General features: G+C 30.6%; 8 protein-coding genes. All 8 read right to left on the bottom strand.

The window, feature by feature from the left end:
• Position 1: 1 nt before the first annotated feature.
• Complete coding sequence (locus tag JL193_RS07215) at positions 2-325, bottom strand: hypothetical protein (RefSeq protein ID WP_207973142.1); 324 nt, start codon at positions 323-325, stop codon at positions 2-4.
• 3 nt (positions 326-328) lie between these two features.
• Complete coding sequence (locus JL193_RS07210; protein WP_207973141.1) at positions 329-787, bottom strand: hypothetical protein; 459 nt, start codon at positions 785-787, stop codon at positions 329-331.
• A gap of 10 nt (positions 788-797) precedes the next feature.
• Positions 798-1,421: an N-acetylmuramoyl-L-alanine amidase gene (locus tag JL193_RS07205; protein WP_207973140.1), complete on the bottom strand. Its 624-nt coding sequence runs from the start codon at positions 1,419-1,421 to the stop codon at positions 798-800.
• 338 nt (positions 1,422-1,759) lie between these two features.
• Complete coding sequence (locus JL193_RS07200) at positions 1,760-2,335, bottom strand: hypothetical protein (RefSeq protein WP_207973139.1); 576 nt, start codon at positions 2,333-2,335, stop codon at positions 1,760-1,762.
• A 2-nt stretch (positions 2,336-2,337) separates the two neighbouring features.
• Positions 2,338-5,451, bottom strand: a complete 3,114-nt coding sequence (locus tag JL193_RS07195) for a tail fiber domain-containing protein (RefSeq protein ID WP_207973138.1) — start codon at positions 5,449-5,451, stop codon at positions 2,338-2,340.
• A gap of 246 nt (positions 5,452-5,697) precedes the next feature.
• Positions 5,698-6,351: a hypothetical protein gene (locus JL193_RS07190; RefSeq protein ID WP_207973137.1), complete on the bottom strand. Its 654-nt coding sequence runs from the start codon at positions 6,349-6,351 to the stop codon at positions 5,698-5,700.
• An 18-nt stretch (positions 6,352-6,369) separates the two neighbouring features.
• The gene (locus tag JL193_RS07185) at positions 6,370-13,404 is read right to left on the bottom strand and encodes a BspA family leucine-rich repeat surface protein (RefSeq protein ID WP_207973136.1); all 7,035 of its coding nucleotides are present in this window, start codon (positions 13,402-13,404) and stop codon (positions 6,370-6,372) included.
• A gap of 6 nt (positions 13,405-13,410) precedes the next feature.
• Positions 13,411-19,710: a hypothetical protein gene (locus JL193_RS07180; protein WP_207973135.1), complete on the bottom strand. Its 6,300-nt coding sequence runs from the start codon at positions 19,708-19,710 to the stop codon at positions 13,411-13,413.
• Between the last annotated feature and the right edge of the window lie 12 nt (positions 19,711-19,722).

Raw genomic sequence — 19,722 nt, 5'->3', positions numbered from 1 at the left:
TTTAAAATATTATCGTTTTTACAACATTAATCATTGTTTTTATCATCTTATTTTTAAAATGACCTAAACTTATTTTATTAACTCCAGAACTGTGTAAGGTCTGCATAACCATAAGATCTTTTTGACTTTTAATAAGCCATTCATATTCTTCTAAATCTAAATCACCATTAGCTAAAAGTTCTGTCCAACGCTCTAACTTAAATTTACTAGATTCTAAAAATTGATCAATATCTTTTTTAGATTCTTCTTTTAAATTATGCCATTTTTCGCCAAAAAGTGAAATTAAATTAGACTTTATTTCTTTCAATATTAATTCAAAATCCATAATTTATTCGGTTATAAGCTCTAATAGTTTCTTTTTTGCTTCCTTATCTTTTTTACCTTCATATTTTAAAAGCAAATCTATTGCTTCCATAATTTGAGATTTAGCTTCCTTTACGAAAAAAGGTTTTAACTCTCCTTTTTCCTTCCATCTCTTAAAAAAACCAACTAGTAGGTTTTTATCCTTATCAGCCAATACTTTCCACATAGCATACGTAATTTCATTATTCGGTTTGTTTTTCTCGTACTCTATTATTTTTTGAATATCCATACCTAATTCCCCTATTTCTTTTAAATGTTCATTATAAGGAGTAGTAGCCTTATCTATTAAGCTTGATGTTTCAACTTTTATTTCTACTGTCTTTTGGTAAGAATAATGGTCGTATAGAGCAGTTTTTAGACTGCTACAAGAGAACAAAATGCTAGTTAGAAATATAATTGAAATTATGTTTTTAATATGTTTCATAGAATCGAGTTTAAAAATTAAAATTTATTGGTGTTATTTCATTAAATATTTCAACTTTAGCTCTTATTATGGCTTTTACATGATAATCTACTATTTTCTGTCTGCCTTCTTTAGTGTTTAGAATATCTCTAAATTCTTCAAAATTATCCATAAAGAAATTTTCTGTTAAGATAGCTGGCATTTTTGTCTTAGTAAGCACATAAAACCGTCTTTCTTTATCTAAATCTCCATCTGAAAAATCGGTTCGTAATCTCCTATTTGGAAATTCTTCTTTAAATTCTTCCCCAAAAATTGTGGCAATTTTATCACTTTTGGTATTGCCAGGAGAGGTGAAAATTTCACTGCCATGTCCACCTCCTGCATTGCTATGCACACTCAAGTAAAAACATTTACGTGTATAGAATCTATTGGCTCTTTTTACACGTGTCTCTAATCGAACATCCCAATATTCTGGAGCAATATTTACAAAAGGAATCTTATAAAAAGTAAGTTGCTCTATAATACCGTTAACGATGGCTCTATTAAATTCTCCTTCGTAAATTATACCCTTTTCTTGCCAATCTTTTCTTTTGCCTTGTGTTTGGTATTCTCCGTTGATTAATGATCCGTGTCCGTTATCTAAAAGTACTAACATAATTATTGTTTTTAAGTCCAAAAATTAATAGTGAAATAAGTTGATTTTTTAACATTTAATAATAGGGTTAATCTAGGGTTAAATCTATGTTTAATACATTATTCTATTTACTATATTTCACACTTCCAATTCGATTATCAAGTCTTGTTAGAATACTATATTCGCAGTAATCGATAGTCACTGGGTAGTCAAAGACTTGATCTAGCGTCGTTGCTTCTAAAGTATCAGACCAATAACGTAAATTTGGATTGTTAGTAACCCATGATTCAGAATTTTGTTTTCTCTGTATTTCACAGTAAAAATTACTTCCTCTTCAAAGAAAAAAAACAAGAAAATCTTTAATCCGTATAAAACTCTCTTATAATTACTGAAGTAGTGGTAGGCATAGTATTACCAGTCACTGATAGTATCTCCATTAGTATTTCTACACTACCACTACCACCATTACTATTGTATTGGTATGTTAAATCAGTTATAATTAAATCTATACCATTAGGATTAGGATTTATTACGTAGTTTCTTACTATAGGAGTATTTAAGATCATAGAATTACCTTCAAATAACGGTACTATATTATTTGAAACATCACTATTATCGCTAATAAATGTAAATCTAAGTTCTACATTTCCATTAACAGAACTATTATTTATAGTAAATCGATTATTTACTGAACGGAATGATGTAGATAAATTTGGGTCATTTATAGAACCTAATACTAATTTACCTAACATTACATGATTATAATTCCTGAAATTTAATAAACTATCTTTAGAACCTTCATAACTACTATCGAAACCTGTAGCATTTGCATTAGCAAAAGCTTCAACTAAACTATTGGTAGTTGCTCCTCCATTATTTTCAATTTCATTTTTTACATCATGAAAGGAAAAGTTATCTGTATTTGGTACTCCCATAATTATTTAGCTTCTAGTTCTTTAATTCTACTTTCTAATTCAGCTATTTTAGCAATAAGTAAGTCTATGTATAGAACAGATTTTTCTCCTTTAGAATCCGTTTTAACTAATTCAGGATTTGTTTTTTCTAATTCTTGCGCAATAACACCATATCTCTTTGATTTGGTTTCATCTTTTTTCATGTTAAAAGATTTCCAATCTACATTGATGATATCTTTGTTAGTTAAAGGTGCTACATTTTCTTTTAAATTTTTATCTGAAGACAGTTGAAAATTATTAGCAACAACATCACCTATAACAATATAATCTCCTTCTACACACCACCTTCTATCTGTTTCATAAAAGCCAAAACGCTTGCCAGTATCCCAACCGTTATTGGCATCATTTTTAGGAGCAAACCAAAAAGATGTAGATTCTGCTCCTGTTCCCTGATATATTTTTAAACCTGACTGAGAATTCGAATTAACTTCTAAACCATTAGTTATATTTAACTCACCATTTAGTGTTCCATTTTGATCATTTCTTAAAAATTGAGAACTGTCAATTCCATCTAAAGTAGCAGCATTCCCACCATCAGGTGAAGTTATATAACCAGCACCATTAGTAAGTTCATTATTATTAGTAGGTATTGTAGGTTTGTTTAATATTAAAGCATCTCCACTAGTAGCATTCCAATCTGATTGTACATTAGGTTCACCTCCTGTATTAGTTGGTTTATCTATTAAATCATTATACGATAATTCATTTAAACTTAATTGAACCACTCCTCCAGCTCCATACCCAATAGATAATAAACCATCTGGACTGGTAAAGTCTAAATCTCCTTCTGATCGAATAGTAGTTCTTTGAACCCCGTCTGTTTTTAAATTAAAAGATTGGTAATTATCATAGGTGTTTTGATCTACAGAACCATCAGCTTTTAAAAACTGAGTTGATAACCCATTCGATTTTTTAAAAGATTCAGCAGTGATATCTTTTACATTAGTTATGTTGTTATTTGATAAATTTAAATTCCCTCCTGTTTTTAAATCTGAATCGATAAATAAACCTTGGTTCTCAATTCCAAATACTTCACTCTCTAAATTTAGGTCAAATCCAGCTCCAGGTGCTCCAGATGTATCTGGGGCATAAAATTTCAATTTAGATTGCTCTCCTACACCAAGATTATTGTTAAATATTTTTTCTCCTGAAATGGTTTGAGTACCATTTAAAGTAACATAATTTTCTAAATCAATATCATTTTTAAAGTTAGTAAGTTCCCAATTATTAGTCTCTTGATTCCACACAAAAATCTTTTTTGTAAAATTATCAGCCTCTGAAGCTTCTTCTTCATAATATAACTCACCTGTAGAAGAAATTCTTTTTATATTGATAGAATTTAGAACTTTTGGGATAGAATAAATCCATCCTTCTGGAGTTTCTTTTTTTGGAATTATTAGTCCAGAAATCGTTACATTAATATTATTATGTAAGAGTCTTAAAGTTGCATTGTTAAATATTGAATTAACAATAATAGAATCTTGGTAAAGTCCAAATTTATTTGAATAAAAGTATAAACAAGAATTTATAGAAACAATATTTAACATTTTAATTACTGTCGTAAAAGATCCATAAGAAGTATTTAGAAATTTACAATTTAACATATTTAATATTATCCATGAAACACTTTCATGTGGCCCAGGGCCAATAATATCTCCGTCTTTATTAGTGCCAAATATTATATTTTCAAAAGATGAACTTGAAACAAAACCGGATGAATAGCCAAGAAAATTTATGTTTTTTAAAAAGTTCGCAGTAAAATTATCAAAATGTAAAGCATCTAATGTTATTACCTTTTCTATAGTAGTACCTGTAGCTCCTATTAAATTAGCATAACAAGTAAATGTAGAGTTATTTATGAATTTTAGGTTTTCGATGTTAAGGTTCACGTTAAATGAATCTGGATTCATTTGAAAAACACTGTTAGCTAAAAATTCAATAATACACTTTGCTACCTTAACAGGTTCTTTATTATTATCTAATTGAAAAACTGAAAAATCTTTGGCTCTTAAATTGGTTTTTGCAAGAGCTTCAAATTCTTTAACTTTTCCATTTGTATTTAAATTATTTAAGAGATACTCTGGAGCAGGAATAATATAAAAATAATTAGCATTGGCTTTTGTTCTTTGTTCTGATGTAAATAAATATTTCCCATCAAATGCAGTCATTACATTTACGTCTGTTGCATCTTCATTAACATTAATAAATTGGTCGATACTGCTATCGGAAAGTAGCCACCTTCTAAATTTTTGTTCTCTCCAATTACAATTAACATCAATATTTAAATCTTTATTAATTCTTCTTTTTATAAAACCTTTTCTTTCTCCAATAACTATTTTATTATCATTCTCTACCTTATTATCGTCAAAATCGAAATGAACTATATCACCTTTATAAGTTAAACTTAGTGCCACAGTCTCAAAGCTGTTAGATGAAAGAGGTGTTAAGAGTATTTTTTCTGGAGTTGGAGCTTGATTTTCTATATCGGTCATATCCATATAAGGAGTACCATCATGAACTTCTGTATTGATAATACCGTTTGGTTTTAAGATAGGTTTTCCATTCGCATCATTAATTACGATATTTTCTTCAATGTTATTATAACGACGTATAAAGTATTCAATTTCTAAACCTTCTACTAAATGAATTTTTCCACTACTAAATTTAAAATAATAATTTGCAAATACTTCACTGACGGTATCTTTGTCTCCAATTTGCAAATCTCCAGAATAGTTTTCTGGTAGTTTTGTAATAGTAACTTCCATTCCCATTAAAAGATCTTCTACTAAAGTGTTAAAAGTTCCATAACCAGAAATTATAGACCCCGTAGTTCTTTTTCTAATCTTACCACTAGAATTTGTGTTTTCTATATAATATTTATGAACATAATCATTTAAAATATAATTTTGCTTTAAGTCTAAACTGTTAGATTCTATTAAGTCTTTCAAATCGGCATAAGTGTATTCGAGGTTATTTCTAACACTCTCTAAGCTATCAATAAGATCTACAAATTGCTCTTCATTAGGAAAATCTCCTGTTTCGAAATAAGTTTTTAAGGTTGTTTTATCTACTATCATCTTTTTTATAATTTTTGTATTAATTAACGTATTTTCATTGGAACTATTTTATAGTCTTTTATTGCTTTTCAATTATCTCCGTCAAAACTATTTATTCGTTCACCAAATTGGATTTTAACAATAAAATCTCCTGTTCGAAAAATGTTTTTCTTTAAATATACTTACCTGTTTATTCTTTTAAGTTATTGTTTAACTAGAAAACAAATTCCTAAACGAATTATCATTTTCCTAAAGTGATGGTGCACTTTAACTTAAATCAATTACCGAATAAAACACAACTACTTTTACAATTAATGTTCCTCCACTCTCATTAATTTTAGGTTTAAGATTTAGAGGCTTATCCAATATACTTGTAGAAAAATTACCACCGGATGCTACTGATATAGATACTTTTCTATTTTCAATATTAATATCCATGAAATTACTATTTCCAACAAAATATTCAGAATTCACATCTAATTCTAGAAGATAATTTGTAGCGTTATTGTTATAAGGAACTGTTATATTTATGTCAAATATTGTTTTATGAACTGATATTATTTTATTTGCTCCTTGAGCGGGCAATATCTCATAAACATCCGTAGTTTTTAAATCGTTAATATTAAATAATTTTGTATTTTTTTTAATGGATTCTGAAGTAAAAGTTTCCACGGCTCTTTTAGCACCTTTAGGGGTTATAAATCTTGTGTTGTCTAATCCTGCTTCAACTTCTGCAAGTGTAGCCTGTTCAACGATACCTTTTTTGGTAGTTGTTGCATCTGGTAAAGCTGGAATAGTCTCCACGAAATTATCATCGTTTTTATTAACAAAACTATCTATGAAATCTGCATAGTTTTGTTCTGTAGGCTTTTTACCTTTCTTAAAAAAATCTTTTAAGGTATTTCTATCTTGTTCTGCCATAATCTTTTTTTTTAAATTTTATCTAACAATATTTGTACTCTCTATAATCATGCTTCCTATTCCTTCTTTAGGTAAATTATTTGTATTAGGAATCGTTAGTATTCTTTCTTCTGTACTTAACATACCTGATGTATTTTCAGCCGTAACTTTAAAATGATGGTACACGGGGTTATTTTCTTCATTTTTAATGGTTAAATCCTCTGAACCTAAATCTGTATCTAAAAGAGATAGCTCCATAGTACTTTCATTACTCTCTAATACATGAATTTTAATCCAATTACCTTGACCATTCATTTTATAAACATGGTATTTTCCTTTATAACAAGTTTTTTGCCATTGTAAGATGATATTGAATAGAATTGTTCCATCCGAGGAAATATAATCAGAGGTAAAATCTACTATTGGAGTAGAAGGGTTTGTTACTTCTACCATCATAGAAGCAACTATCTTTGAAGCTTGTGATGGTTGATACTCAATAGTTGTAGCTCCATTTTTATCTATATATTCAACTTTTCTAGATACTGTAATACGATAGAAAATTCCATTTCCATAAGGAATTTCTATCAAATCTTCGAAAGAATCATAAACCTTCCAAATAGATTCACTTATAATATCTTCATCTTGTAAATTAATAACTTTTACCAATTGCATCGTTCTAACCGATTGAGCGTCTAACTTATTTGTAGCACGATAAATAGTAATTCTTCTAATATTTTGAATATCAGGATATGCATTTACTTCAAGCTGTATAGAAGGCTTGATTCGTAAAATAGGATTTTCTAACACAGGGATTATTCGCTTTATTTCTGGTGCTTCAGGAGGGTTCGTATTTATTAGTTTTACAGGACCTAAGAATGGACTATACTCTCCCATTTTCATTTGTGAACTTATTTCTCGAACACCATAAAAATAAATGTTGTTAGATGTTCCATCTAAATTAAAATCTACAAACTGCGTTTTATGAGGGTTAGTACCAACTATTTTCATCATGGGTGCCATATCAAAACCATTGCCTTCTACATCAGGGGATAATAGATAACCATTTTTATCTCGAATTACTTGTTTCTTGTTAATTGGCTTGTAATCTTCAGAATTTCCAGACCCTTTAATATATTTATAAATAATTGGTACTTCTGTAAGTGGAACAAAAGAATTATAAATAGCACCTTTTAAAAAGTTAAAAATTCTATCATCTCCTGCTGGAATAGTTCCAACATCTGTATCAGGGTCATTTATATCTACATTAAATAATGGAAATAATGGGTTTGGCGTATCAACAATATTTTTATTTAATGCATCAAGAATTTCATTTGCTGATGAAAAGAAACTCAATTTATCTGGATATGGAAATTTAAATTTATCCCCCTCTTCATTATTATGCAAGTATTCTTTATAGTCACCATCAGTTTCTATTTCTCCAAAATTTAAAAAACCTCTCCAAGCTTCTGCATAGTTGTTTTTATTATTAGCTTCTAACTCTTTTAATTTTTCTTTAACCTCTAGTATAGTTGCTTCTTCATAGAGAGCATTTAATAATGCTTCATCATTAGTTCTATAAAATAAAATACTATTGGGTTTATGTTTATATTCTGTAGTAATTGTATAGGTAGATCTTCCAAAGAAATCGGGTCTAGTAGCATAATCTGAACCTTCTGGTTTCTCAGGCTCTAAAGCCTCTATTGTCTCTTGCGCAAACATTAAACTTGGTACACTTATTTTAGAAACATATCTGTCTATACCAGAATTTCTGTTTCTTTCTTGAGATCTTAAACCAAAAATAGAATATGCTGTTGCACCATCCCCTAGATTAGGGATTAAATCTTCTGTAAGTCCATAAACACTATCTGCATACAAATAGGCTTTATAACTTGGATAAAAGTTTACAGATACATTGGTTCCTGTTTTAATATAATCATAACCTGTATCATCTAATGAACCTGTATTTTCATCATATTTAGGAAATGTAGGATCATTCACATATACAACTAAATCATTAAAAGGAGCAATATCCATTGTTCTAATAATATTCTCAATTTTAACTACAGGTAAAATTTTACGTGTTTTTTTGGCGATTCCATTTTGAACACTAGCCTCTGTAAATATTCTAGCAATACCTCTAAACCATTCTACTGAAGCCCCATTTTCACTAAATTGCGGGTGTTCATTAAGTTGGATACCATGAAATGTTATTTTATAAGTTCCTTGGTGTCTTTCATTGTAACCGGTAATTTTCCCGTCATTATCATAGATAGGCTCAAAGGGTTCATTAACCTCTTCAATAGTGGTATGTCCATCATTAAGGCTAGACCAAATTCCTCGAGATTTTTCGACCTCTCTTACAGTTTCGCCATTATCATCTATAGTTTGTAATATTTCTCTATGAAGTTTTATGTTTCCATCAGTGTCCAATTCACTTAAAGCTGTAACATCAATTTTTAGTGGTAATGGATTAGGTACTCCCCAACTAGATTGATTTTGCATATTTTCTACTGCCATAAAGTAACCATCTCCTGTATTTTTGATTGGTTGTAAATTATTTGAATCTACTGTTGGAATATCGTTGATAAGAGCATCACTAATTTGTTTTTTATATACTGAAAAAATAGGACCTTCTGCTCCCTGAGCTATACTGTGAATTATATGTTGCTGATCACCTAGAATAAAAGTTCCGCCAATATAATTATCTTCTGTTCCAGGAGTTATTGTTGGTTTTATTGTTTGACCAATACTAGCCAAAAAATAATTCTCTACCTGTAAGTCAGATAAAAGCTCATTACTATTATTATCAACAACAGAAACTACTTTTCCTTTAATATTATTTGGTACTTGGTCTCTAAAGAAAATATCAATTTCTTCAGCTAATACTTCTTCACTATCAGGGTATAATATATTTGAATTGTTTGTATTAATACTATCTAAAATTTGATCATTTGTTACATCTGAATCTAAAGGTACGTTCCTAGTGATAAGCTCATGACTAGTATTGTAATCAAAAATTAACCTTACTAAAGTTTTATCATTATCGGTAATGTTAGAGAGCCTTGTTTGTTCATCTTCTGATGTTAAAAAAAGTGGACTTTCAGGTCTGATTAATAATGCATTAATATTGGAAGGAGGAATTAATGAGTTTTTAGGTTGTAACCTTGTTTCTATTTCTTGAATTGTGCCACTATTCGTTGCTCTAGAAAACCAGTTGATTCCATAAGAACTATAATAGTGAAAACCACCACTCTTTTGCCTATGTACATAAAGAGGTTTTCCTGATTCTGGCACTTCCAATACTCTAGTTTCATAATGCTCTTCTCCTGAAGCTACTAAATTAGTATATAGAGGGTCATTAGGAAGTTCTGGTTTTTGCCAATTAAACGCTTCGCCTTCTATTCTTTTTTCATTTTTCAGTTCATATTCAATCCCTGAATATATAGGTTCTGTAGAATTAGATAATGAAAACTCATAATCATTTAAATAAAATGGTGTTTCAATTAAATCTGATGGTTGATTTTTAGCATATAATGTAACATATCTAGATTCCCCATTATTGGTATAACCATCTTTATCAGTTATACTTGACTTTTCACCTTCATTTCCTAGAAATGCCCCTGGTGTAATTTCTTTTAAATCTACAGGTAATGGTAAACGTTCATCTTCTATTGTTGTTGGCAAACTCATTGCCAAATGTTTTACTTCTCTGTCTCCTAATCCATCTTCCAAATCACCAGAAGAAAAATATGCAGATAAATAAATATATTTACCTTCAAAAACAGTAGTATCAATATCTAAGAACCCTAAACCTAACATTCTAGCGATGTGGTAATCGTAAGCAGCAAAACTCAACTGATCTAAATTTGAAATCTCAATAAGATTACCATCTTCATCAAAAGGTACTGATTCTTTTGCTGTTGGGTTTGTTAATTTATCACTTAATTCTATATATTTTTCAACAATTTGTTTGATATTTCTATTTGATGATTCATCACCTACCATGGGACGCTCCCATTTTTTTTTGTAATTTTCTACTTTTACATATGCACCATCATTAAAACGTTGCCAGTGACCATTTACTGAGCTTGGAGTTGGTTCCAATTGTGAAAAAGCAATATCATTATCGATTGTTAGTGCAAAATCTCCCATAAAAGACCATTTATCAACATTATTTACAGAAGTAATAAAATCATTATAAAATTCAAACTGAATTTCTAATATTTGGCAATCTGTGGGTTTAAATCGAATACTTCTAATATTTTCATTAACAACTCTAATAGCATTTAATTCTGAAGAAGAAAATGTTTTTCTTGAAGAAACAACTTTAAATGAAGGTCTTTTAGAATCTGAGACAGATAAACTTTCTAGCTGCAATGAACTATTGGAAGTAGTATTTATTGCTTTTAACTCAGAGGCAAAAAATAGTTCTTTCTTATTTTCTATTTCAATAAGTTCAGCTCCATAATTCTGGATAAATTCAGCTGGATTTATAGAAGGGTTAATCGTATTTCTTACTTGATCGTACTTTACTGTATTCCTAAAATATATATAAAAATTACGATTGTTATCAAACTGATATATCCAGAATCTATTGACATCATCTACAACAGATGGGTTCTTAGATAAATCTAAAATGAATTGAATTTTTTGATAAGGCGTTCTAAAAATTGTTACAACATCATTTGGTTTGTTAAAGTTATTTGTATTGGAAGCATAGTCTCTTTTAGGCAAGTGTTTTTCTCCTAAAACACCACCAAAAGCCCATCTTAAATGAATTCCCTTAGTACTTTCAACACCCATAGATCCTACAGACTGCAGATAGAAATTAGGTGTTTGTAATAAGGTGTTTTCTGTGATCGATAAATCAACTATACTTTTACAGTTCAATCCATTATCTTGTATTATCCAGCCAAAGTTCTTTATAATTGCTCTTGCTTCTTCACCATTACAATATGAACTATCTACAGCAAAATGAATGTCTGGCTTTAAATTAAGTTTACTCCAACCAAGTAAAAGTGCGTCATAATTTTTCGTGGATAATTTAACTCCTGTGAAAATACTAGTTCTAGGTGGTAATGTTCTACTACCCAAAAACCCCATATTTTCTACATTACTCACATCCCAAGAACCTAGATTTTGGTCAAATGATAATGCCAGTAAAAACATAGAATCCATATTCGTTACATTACTCACGTCCCAAGAACCTATATCTTGATTGAACGCTGATGCTCCGGAAAACATAGCATCCATATTCGTTACATTACTCACATCCCAAGAACCTATATCTTGATTGAATGCTGATGCGCGGCTAAACATTTGAGACATATCAGTCAATTTAGATAAATTTGGCGTATCAATTGTATTACCAACTAAATTTCGACACCCTTTAAATGCTCTATTCATAGATCTCCACTGGATATTACCCCATTGTTCGATAGACATTATTTTTAAATGATCTCCCTGAAAATTAAAATAAATTTGTGGAAATACACCTATAATTTTTACTGTATATACTCCTGCAAGAACATAAGTGTGGGTTGCATTTGAGTGATAAACTGTCTGTAAAGTTCCATCTCCCCAATCTACAGTATAAGTATATCCATTACCAGTAGTTGGAATTGTAATTGACTCATTATTATTTATTGTTTCCCAAGTAGTTATAAAAGCATCTGTACCTTTACTAAATATTACTATTTCAGTATCTAAAGCATCTTCGTTATTTATCTTAAATGTTAAATTAGCAATACCAGAACTTATAGAATTTAACGAAGCTGTATAAGTTCCGTCTCCATTATCTATTGTACTGCTAATAGTACCCAAAGACGTTTCAATAACTACTGTTTCTCCACCTGTGGTAAGATTATCTCCTAAATTATTCTTTAATTGCACCGTTATTAATGAAGTATCTGTATTTTCTAAAATAATACTTACCTGACTTGCGGTTATAGTACTGGCAGATAAATCAACATTATTTTGACAATTCAATCCATTATCTTGTATTATCCAGCCAAAGTTCTCTATAATAGATCTTGCTTCTTCGCCATTACAATATGAACTATCTACAGCAAAATGAATGTTTGGCTTTAAATTAAGTTTACTCCAACCAAGTAAAAGTGCGTCATAATTTTTCGTGGATAATTTAACTCCTGAGAAAATACTAGTTCCAGGTGGTATTGGTGGAGATATACTACCTAAAAATCCCATATCTTCTACATTACTCACATCCCAAGAACTTAGATTTTGGTCAAATGAAGATGCTCCAGAAAACATAGAATTCATATTCGCTACGTTACTCACATCCCACGAACCTATATCTTGGTTAAAAGAACTAGCATTTTGAAACATTCCAGAAGCATTAATAAGGCTACTTAAAACCCATGAGCTAATGTCTTGATTGAAACTAGAAGCATAGCTAAACATAACTGACATATTAGTTACATTACTTACATTCCAAGAACCAATATCTTGATTGAACTCAGTTGCTTCTGCAAACATAGCTCGCATATTTGTGACCTTACTTACATTCCAATTTCCTATATTCTGATTAAATAGAGTAGAAGCGAACATAAAGGGCATACTTATAACATTACTAACTACCCAAGCACTAATATCTTGATTAAAATTAGTTGCCAAATAAAACATAAATGACATATCGACAATTCCACTAACATCCCAAAAACTAATATCTTGATTAATTGATTTAGCTTCTCGAAACATTCCAAACAAGGAGGTAACACCTGATAAATCTGGGGCATCTGTAGCGTTTATTATAAGATTTTCACACCCAAAAAATGCATTAGACATCGATTGCCATTGGTTATTTCCCCATTGGTCAATTGAAATAATTTTATTTTTATCTCCTGTACCTGCAAAATGAATTCTTGGAAAAGTTCCTGTAATTGTTATCGTGTGTTCGCCTAGATTAGAGTAAACATGAGTAGCATCTCCTGTGAACCCTGTTTCTATATTGCCATCTCCCCAATCTACATTATAATTATAACCACTACCTGTAGTAGGAATCGTAATTGATTCGTTATTAATAGTTGTTTCCCAAGTTGTTATAAAGCTCATCTTTTTCTAATTTTCTTTTTTTATTAAAATGTTCTCCACTAGAACATCACTATTTTTAACATATTCACTACCATTCCATATTTTATATTGGAAGTTAAAATTTAATGTGTTAGCTGTGATTTCTTTACTATTATGCATAATTAAAGCTTGCGAATAGTCTTTAGAGTACAATACTTTATAGGCATTGTCTGGAGCTCCTGAACTTGCATCTACTACGCTAATAGAACCCTGAATATCTTCTAAAGGAATTTTAGGAATATTAAATGGTTCTGGGTTTCTAATTAAAATTCCTATAGTTTTATCTGTATTGATATTCTTTAGAATATTAAATTCCGTATTCTCTGGTGGATTAATGGGGGTAATATTTAGTGCGCCTTCTATTGCTCTATCAAATAAATGATAATATTTAAACTCTAAGCTATCACTATTGGTATCTGTGTTTCCAGCTACTATATTATATGCTGTAGCAATATCAAAATCACTTACATCTAATATAACTTCAAAAACTGCTTGTTTTTCTTCAAGAACATTGTTATCGTTATCTAATTCTTGTAACCAGTAACTTTTAACTTGTCGTTCAAAATCCTTATACTTTGAAGTTTGAAAAACAAATTGATGAACCTCTTCACTTTTAGTATTTTCTAATAAACCTGTGCTGTCTTTATCAAAAGCATTGTATATTAAAGCAGTATATAATTTGCTAGGTTGTAAATTTGTTAATGTTGTATTGAAAGAATAACTGTTGGGTACTATAGGTTTTCCGATTTTTAAATTACACTTTATTACATCATTATTTTCGTTAATATGATTGACCATATTATTTAGCAATTGTAAATGAGCTGGAATCCTAGGATTATTATCAGTGTTCCAATTAGCGTTTTCTTCTTTACCTATATTTAAAATTGTCTGTTCTATGTTTGCATCACTTACTTCCCATTGTATTTTTCCTCCTATCAAATCTAAATTATCAGACAAAGCAGCTTCATCATCAATTCTTATAAATCGATTATCTAATTCAGAGAATAATACTTTATAATTCCCTAATAATTGCCCGTCTTTATCTATGATATTTAACTCTTGAGGAACTTCTAATTCTTCATTATTTGGAGGTAATGAAATATCAATCCAATCTACTTCTAAAAGTGTAGCAAAAGCTTGCTCATTTGGTATCAATTGTTTGTCAAAATCGGCGGGTAATGGGTAAGGAATAACCATATCTGTAATAGGGTCTTTAATTGCGATATGCATATTACCAGCTAACTCTGGTAAGCCATTATAGGCTTCCCATTTACTAAGCATATGATATGTTAATGATCTACTAAAATAGATTGCAATTTTACATTCATTGTGCCCATAAAACAGAGGTTTTGCTTGTAACAAACTACCATCTGCATTAGGGTAAGACCTTTCATAATCTATATATTGTCGTAATGATGTTAATGGATATTGGTCTGGATTTGCACCAGTTGGTAAATAATCTACGTCTGAATCCTTGTGATAATGCCCAACAGGTCCAGCTGTTTTAAATCCATAATAGTAATCGAAAATACCCTCATTAGCTCCATTGTCAACTTCATCTTTTAGTCTAAAACGGATATAGTATTTGGTATTTGGTCTCCATATCGGTTGAATTGTTTTTTGTGAAGCAGCCACCATATCTTTTTGTTCTTTTTCTACAGCTTCTTGTTCTGGAATTGTTAAATTGTATTCTTTATTCTCAACAGTCATCCAACAAATTTCTTGTAAAGAAGTTGTATAATAATAAGCACCTACTTGATTATTAACTTGTTTTCCAACTTCGAATGCCTTTTCATTGCGACTTTCAGGATTCTGTATTTGCATGAATCCAATACCTCCATTCGTTTTATTTTTAGTCTCTATAACAATTTTAGAGATTAAAATATCTTTATTGTCTATATCATCCTTTTTACTGTAAGTAATCTCTTCAGACAGTTCACTTGCTGTTTTGGTTACATCACCAATTTCTGAATAGATCGTATTATTATTTTCAAGACCATCAGATTTATAATATCTAATTGTTACATCCTCTCCATATGTTGTTAATTTTAATGAAACTTCCACGGATGATGATGGCAAAATTATGACTAAATTATTCCCATTATCGAACTCTAATGATTTATTAAAGTCTGAAAATCTATCAAACTCTAAATCATTAGGTGTTCCTTTAATTCTAAAGTTATCATCACTAATTGTTACGTTTTGTGTACCATCTTCATTGGTATTTACTGAAGTTTCAAAATTTCCCTCCAATGTAAAATACGCACCATTAATAAAATGTCCAATATATTGTTGTGGTGGATAATAAACTGTATCTAAATCTTTATTTAGAAAGTTGGTACAGTCATAAGCTATTTCTTCACTTTTACAAAATAATTCTGAAGGTGTAACTCCATATTCTTCTGGAACTAACCAACCAGGTTCTCCTGCTTCTGTATATGAAAAAGGGTTGGTTGCCAATAAACGAATAGCGTCATATTGATTACCCGTTCTTTGCCAATATCCAATGCGAAGATTACTTACTTTACTTCTGTCTCCTGATTTCACTAAAGCTTCAAATGGATGATAATCTACCCATTCATTTGATGCAGACAATGCTTTAATTTCTATACCTACAATGGAATATTTATGTTTTACTTGACGAATTTCTTTACCACCTCTTATTACTTTATTAGGGGGTATTAAATCTATAAAATTATCAGCTCTTCCGGTATGTCCTCCTATTATAGTAGATACTGCACTAGGGTTTAATCCTTTTGCTGTTTTTATGTCTATGTAAGTATCTAATGGAATTGTACTATTAATCGTTATGTTAGGATTAACAACAAAGCTATCGTCACTATCAACTTTAATAAAATCGAGTTCAAAAGACTCATTAGTGAGCATGTTTACTCCTTGTACAAGTTCTTTAGTTCGATTTGAACTATACTCTCCATTCTCATAAGGCAATGCAGGTATTGGATTTCTATCAATTAATTTATTTTCTCTCCCTAACTTTATTTTAACAGTAAAGCTTTTACAAATCCTTACCCATAAAATTTTCACACAAGCACGTAATCTTATTTCTGCATAGATTAAAAATGGTTTTGGAGCTTCAACTGAGAAAATCGCATCTAGTCCAATAGTTACTCCTACAATCCAAATATCAATATCAACCTTCCCTCCAAGCGCAAGATACCCACCTATTTGCGGTCGTTCAAAACTTATAAAACCACCCATTTCTAAGTAGGCATAAATATGCACTTTTGCAGGACCAAACCTTTTCCTCAAATTAAACTCTACCCGAGCACCAGCTTCTATACCACTTGCAGAGAGCATTAAATAAGATTGTGCTGTAACTATGGTTAAAATCCTTGCGGTTACAGGGTTTTCTTTAGTGCCAAAATTTACATACCAAGATTTTTGACCATTAAAGAAAAAACCAGCTTGCACATCGGCATATAAGCTCATAATCCAACCACTATTTTGAGGGAGCTTGAAATCTGCACCCATTCCCATTTCAATTGAATTATCTCCCCAAGCAACAAATGCGAAAAATGGTGGCTCACGATTATCATCTAATCCTAAACGAGCACTTAAAATTGAAGCTTTTCCTTCTACTAAAAATAAACTAGGTAACGATAGTAGTAGCATTGCTCTTACAGAAATAACTGTTCCACTATCAAAACTTGTTCCTAAAACGGCACCAGCGCCTAAAGAAACAGGAAAATCATATTCTTCTGTTCTTTCTGGTCCACTAAATTTTGAAACGTCAACACCTTTTGGAGGATATGTATAATAGTCATACCAAGTATCTTCTCCAGAGATTAAACCTACTGCTTCTTTTTCTGCTACGTAACGAAAACCTAACAAACCTCTAAACCCATAAATGCCTAATGGACCAATGGGTATTGGTGCCGGCAAATCTATATTTGCATCTACTACAAAGGCAGGATATTTTGGTTGCAATGCCATAGCTGCACTACCCGCTATTTTGGCTTTTGGTAGCTTTAAAGAAACTTTACCTATATATTCTGGAGATTCTCCTGGTTGAGGTATTGATAACATACCACTAATTATAGCTAATGCAGATCCAGGACTGGCAGATCCAGGAATTACTAAATTTACTTCTATTGTTTGTATGCGCAAGAAATTATCTCCTTCATCTCCAAACTCATCATTATCTACTGTGTAATAATATTTAACGCCTTCTCCACGAGCATCTATACCTAAGGGATCTAAACTTATAGCACCATCAAAACCCCAATAGTTGTATTTACGTATTCTACCTTGGCTATCTTCTTGTTGATAAGAACCAAAATGAATGCCAGTTACTGCCATTTCTATTGGACCTAGGTTTAAAGAAATATTGGTTGGAATGAATGCGTTACCACCAACAATTTCCATAGAACCATCGTCATAAATTCTAACTCTTGGAAGTATAATTTTCTGATCTCCTAAGACTTTTTTCATTATGGCATTCTCAAAAGTAATCTCACAAGCAGTTCCTAAGAAAAAGCGATCATCATCTTTCCCAATTTCTACAGATACAAAATTTATGTTTACAAAATTGAATAAATTTAAACGAAGTGGGTCTTGTAAAAAGGAGGCTGTTAAAGAAAAATCTTCGCTACTGTACCAATGTCCATCCAAATCAATGGTTGCTTTTTCATCACCCGCTTTATTTGGATCGTTAAATTTTGGTATTTCTAATCGAGCTTTTAAATTAGACTCTACAACTTGCCCGTGATGAAAAGTTAAATCAAAACGATTAAAGCCTAGCCTCCAAGCTTTCTCTGGGTTACTTCCTAATTTAAACCAAATAAATTGGTTAGGATCTATTAGATTTATAAAGTCATTATATTCCTCTTCGTTTTCAAATGTTTTATTACCTGTACTTGTAATAATAGTTAAAGGATACTTAAACTTTAAATCGTAGGGGGATTCTAAACTATTAATGTGTGTTAAAAGGTTCTCATCAGAAGTAATCGATATTTCAGTTTGATTTGATAATACTGTAACTGAAGTACTATAATCTAAATTAAAATACTCTGAATAGTAATCTGTTACTTGTTTGTTATCATCAACAGCATAGGTGGCTCTTAATGCTATAGTACCAGATATTCCGCCTGTACCTATTAGTAATTTTTCTCCAGTAATTGCTAATGTTTGGCTGGTTTCTTTATCAAACCATTTTTTCGGTAATATAATATCAGTTCGTTCTGTATATACACCCATAAATTCTGGGGGTCTATTATCTAAATCTGCTTCTACTATATTTTCTTTGGTACTAAGATCAATTTTTAAATTACGTATGTTAATAATTAAACCTGTATTACCTATCATTGCAGGTTTGCTTGTGTTTAAAATAACATCCATATTATACCCAAACCCATTTTCGGTATCTGCATAAAACAATGCTTCACCAAAACTCAAAACTACTTTTGGGTTTCCTTGGTCATCTTCCGGAATTATTTCTAAATCTGGATAAGGATCTGTAGAATTTTCAGGATATACTGGCTTTAGAATTGAACGTGGAAACTCTAGGCCTGCTCTTAGTAATAGGGTTGCCTTAAATTTTGGAATAAGAATATTTTTTATATATTCTTCTATGTCTTGTGGTAATAGGTTCTTAAAAAACTCTTTTAGTTTTTGTTTAGTTTCTCCTAAATCATTATTTAATATATACTTCCCAAATGCAATAATGGTGGCGTAGTCTTCTGTTTTTGTATATATATCTTGTACTACATTTGTTATTGTGGTTTCTTGTGTTGGTGTTACTAGATTCCAACTAGAATTATAATTATTTAGGTCTTCTACAAATTGCTGTAAAGAGCTGTTACCGTTAATTGGTTCAGTAAAAGTGTTTATAAAGTTGGCAACTGCCTGTTCTTCTGAAATACTCAATGCTATTAAAGCAGTTTCAAAAAATGCTTTAGGAGAAAAATCAAATTGTTCTAAATTAAATGAGCGTACATATGCTAACAATTGCCATTGATATTCTATTGTAATAGGGAAGGACGATATGTCTATATCTTCACCTTCAATATCTGGATTTAAAATTAAGAATATACCTGTACCTGGTACCTCTATATCTAATCTATCTTTAGTAACTATAGACAAACTGTAAAAAGCAGCATCTCCTCTGGCGCTCTTACTAAATTGTAGGTCTTTAAAATGTACTTTTTTCAACAAATTAGAGATGCCATCTTTAAGAAAACCTAATATATCTGGTATGTCTTCTTCTGTTACAACACTAGATAGTGTTGGGTAATATCTTTTAGTAGGAATATTATTTATCTCTGGCATAACAATTTTTTT

The organism is Polaribacter batillariae (assembly GCF_017498485.1).
GTDB classification, from domain to species: Bacteria; Bacteroidota; Bacteroidia; order Flavobacteriales; family Flavobacteriaceae; genus Polaribacter; species Polaribacter batillariae.
The sequence above is the reverse complement of the archived record's forward strand: the minus strand, read 5'-3'. Positions and strand labels throughout refer to the sequence as shown.

Bases quoted from the DNA above. Each gene is read 5' to 3' on its own strand.
- JL193_RS07215 (WP_207973142.1), bottom strand. From the start codon at position 325: ATGGATTTTGAATTAATATTGAAAGAAATAAAGTCTAATTTAATTTCA.
- JL193_RS07210 (WP_207973141.1), bottom strand. From the start codon at position 787: ATGAAACATATTAAAAACATAATTTCAATTATATTTCTAACTAGCATT.
- JL193_RS07205 (WP_207973140.1), bottom strand. From the start codon at position 1,421: ATGTTAGTACTTTTAGATAACGGACACGGATCATTAATCAACGGAGAA.
- JL193_RS07200 (WP_207973139.1), bottom strand. From the start codon at position 2,335: ATGGGAGTACCAAATACAGATAACTTTTCCTTTCATGATGTAAAAAAT.
- JL193_RS07195 (WP_207973138.1), bottom strand. From the start codon at position 5,451: ATGATAGTAGATAAAACAACCTTAAAAACTTATTTCGAAACAGGAGAT.
- JL193_RS07190 (WP_207973137.1), bottom strand. From the start codon at position 6,351: ATGGCAGAACAAGATAGAAATACCTTAAAAGATTTTTTTAAGAAAGGT.
- JL193_RS07185 (WP_207973136.1), bottom strand. From the start codon at position 13,404: ATGAGCTTTATAACAACTTGGGAAACAACTATTAATAACGAATCAATT.
- JL193_RS07180 (WP_207973135.1), bottom strand. From the start codon at position 19,710: ATGCCAGAGATAAATAATATTCCTACTAAAAGATATTACCCAACACTA.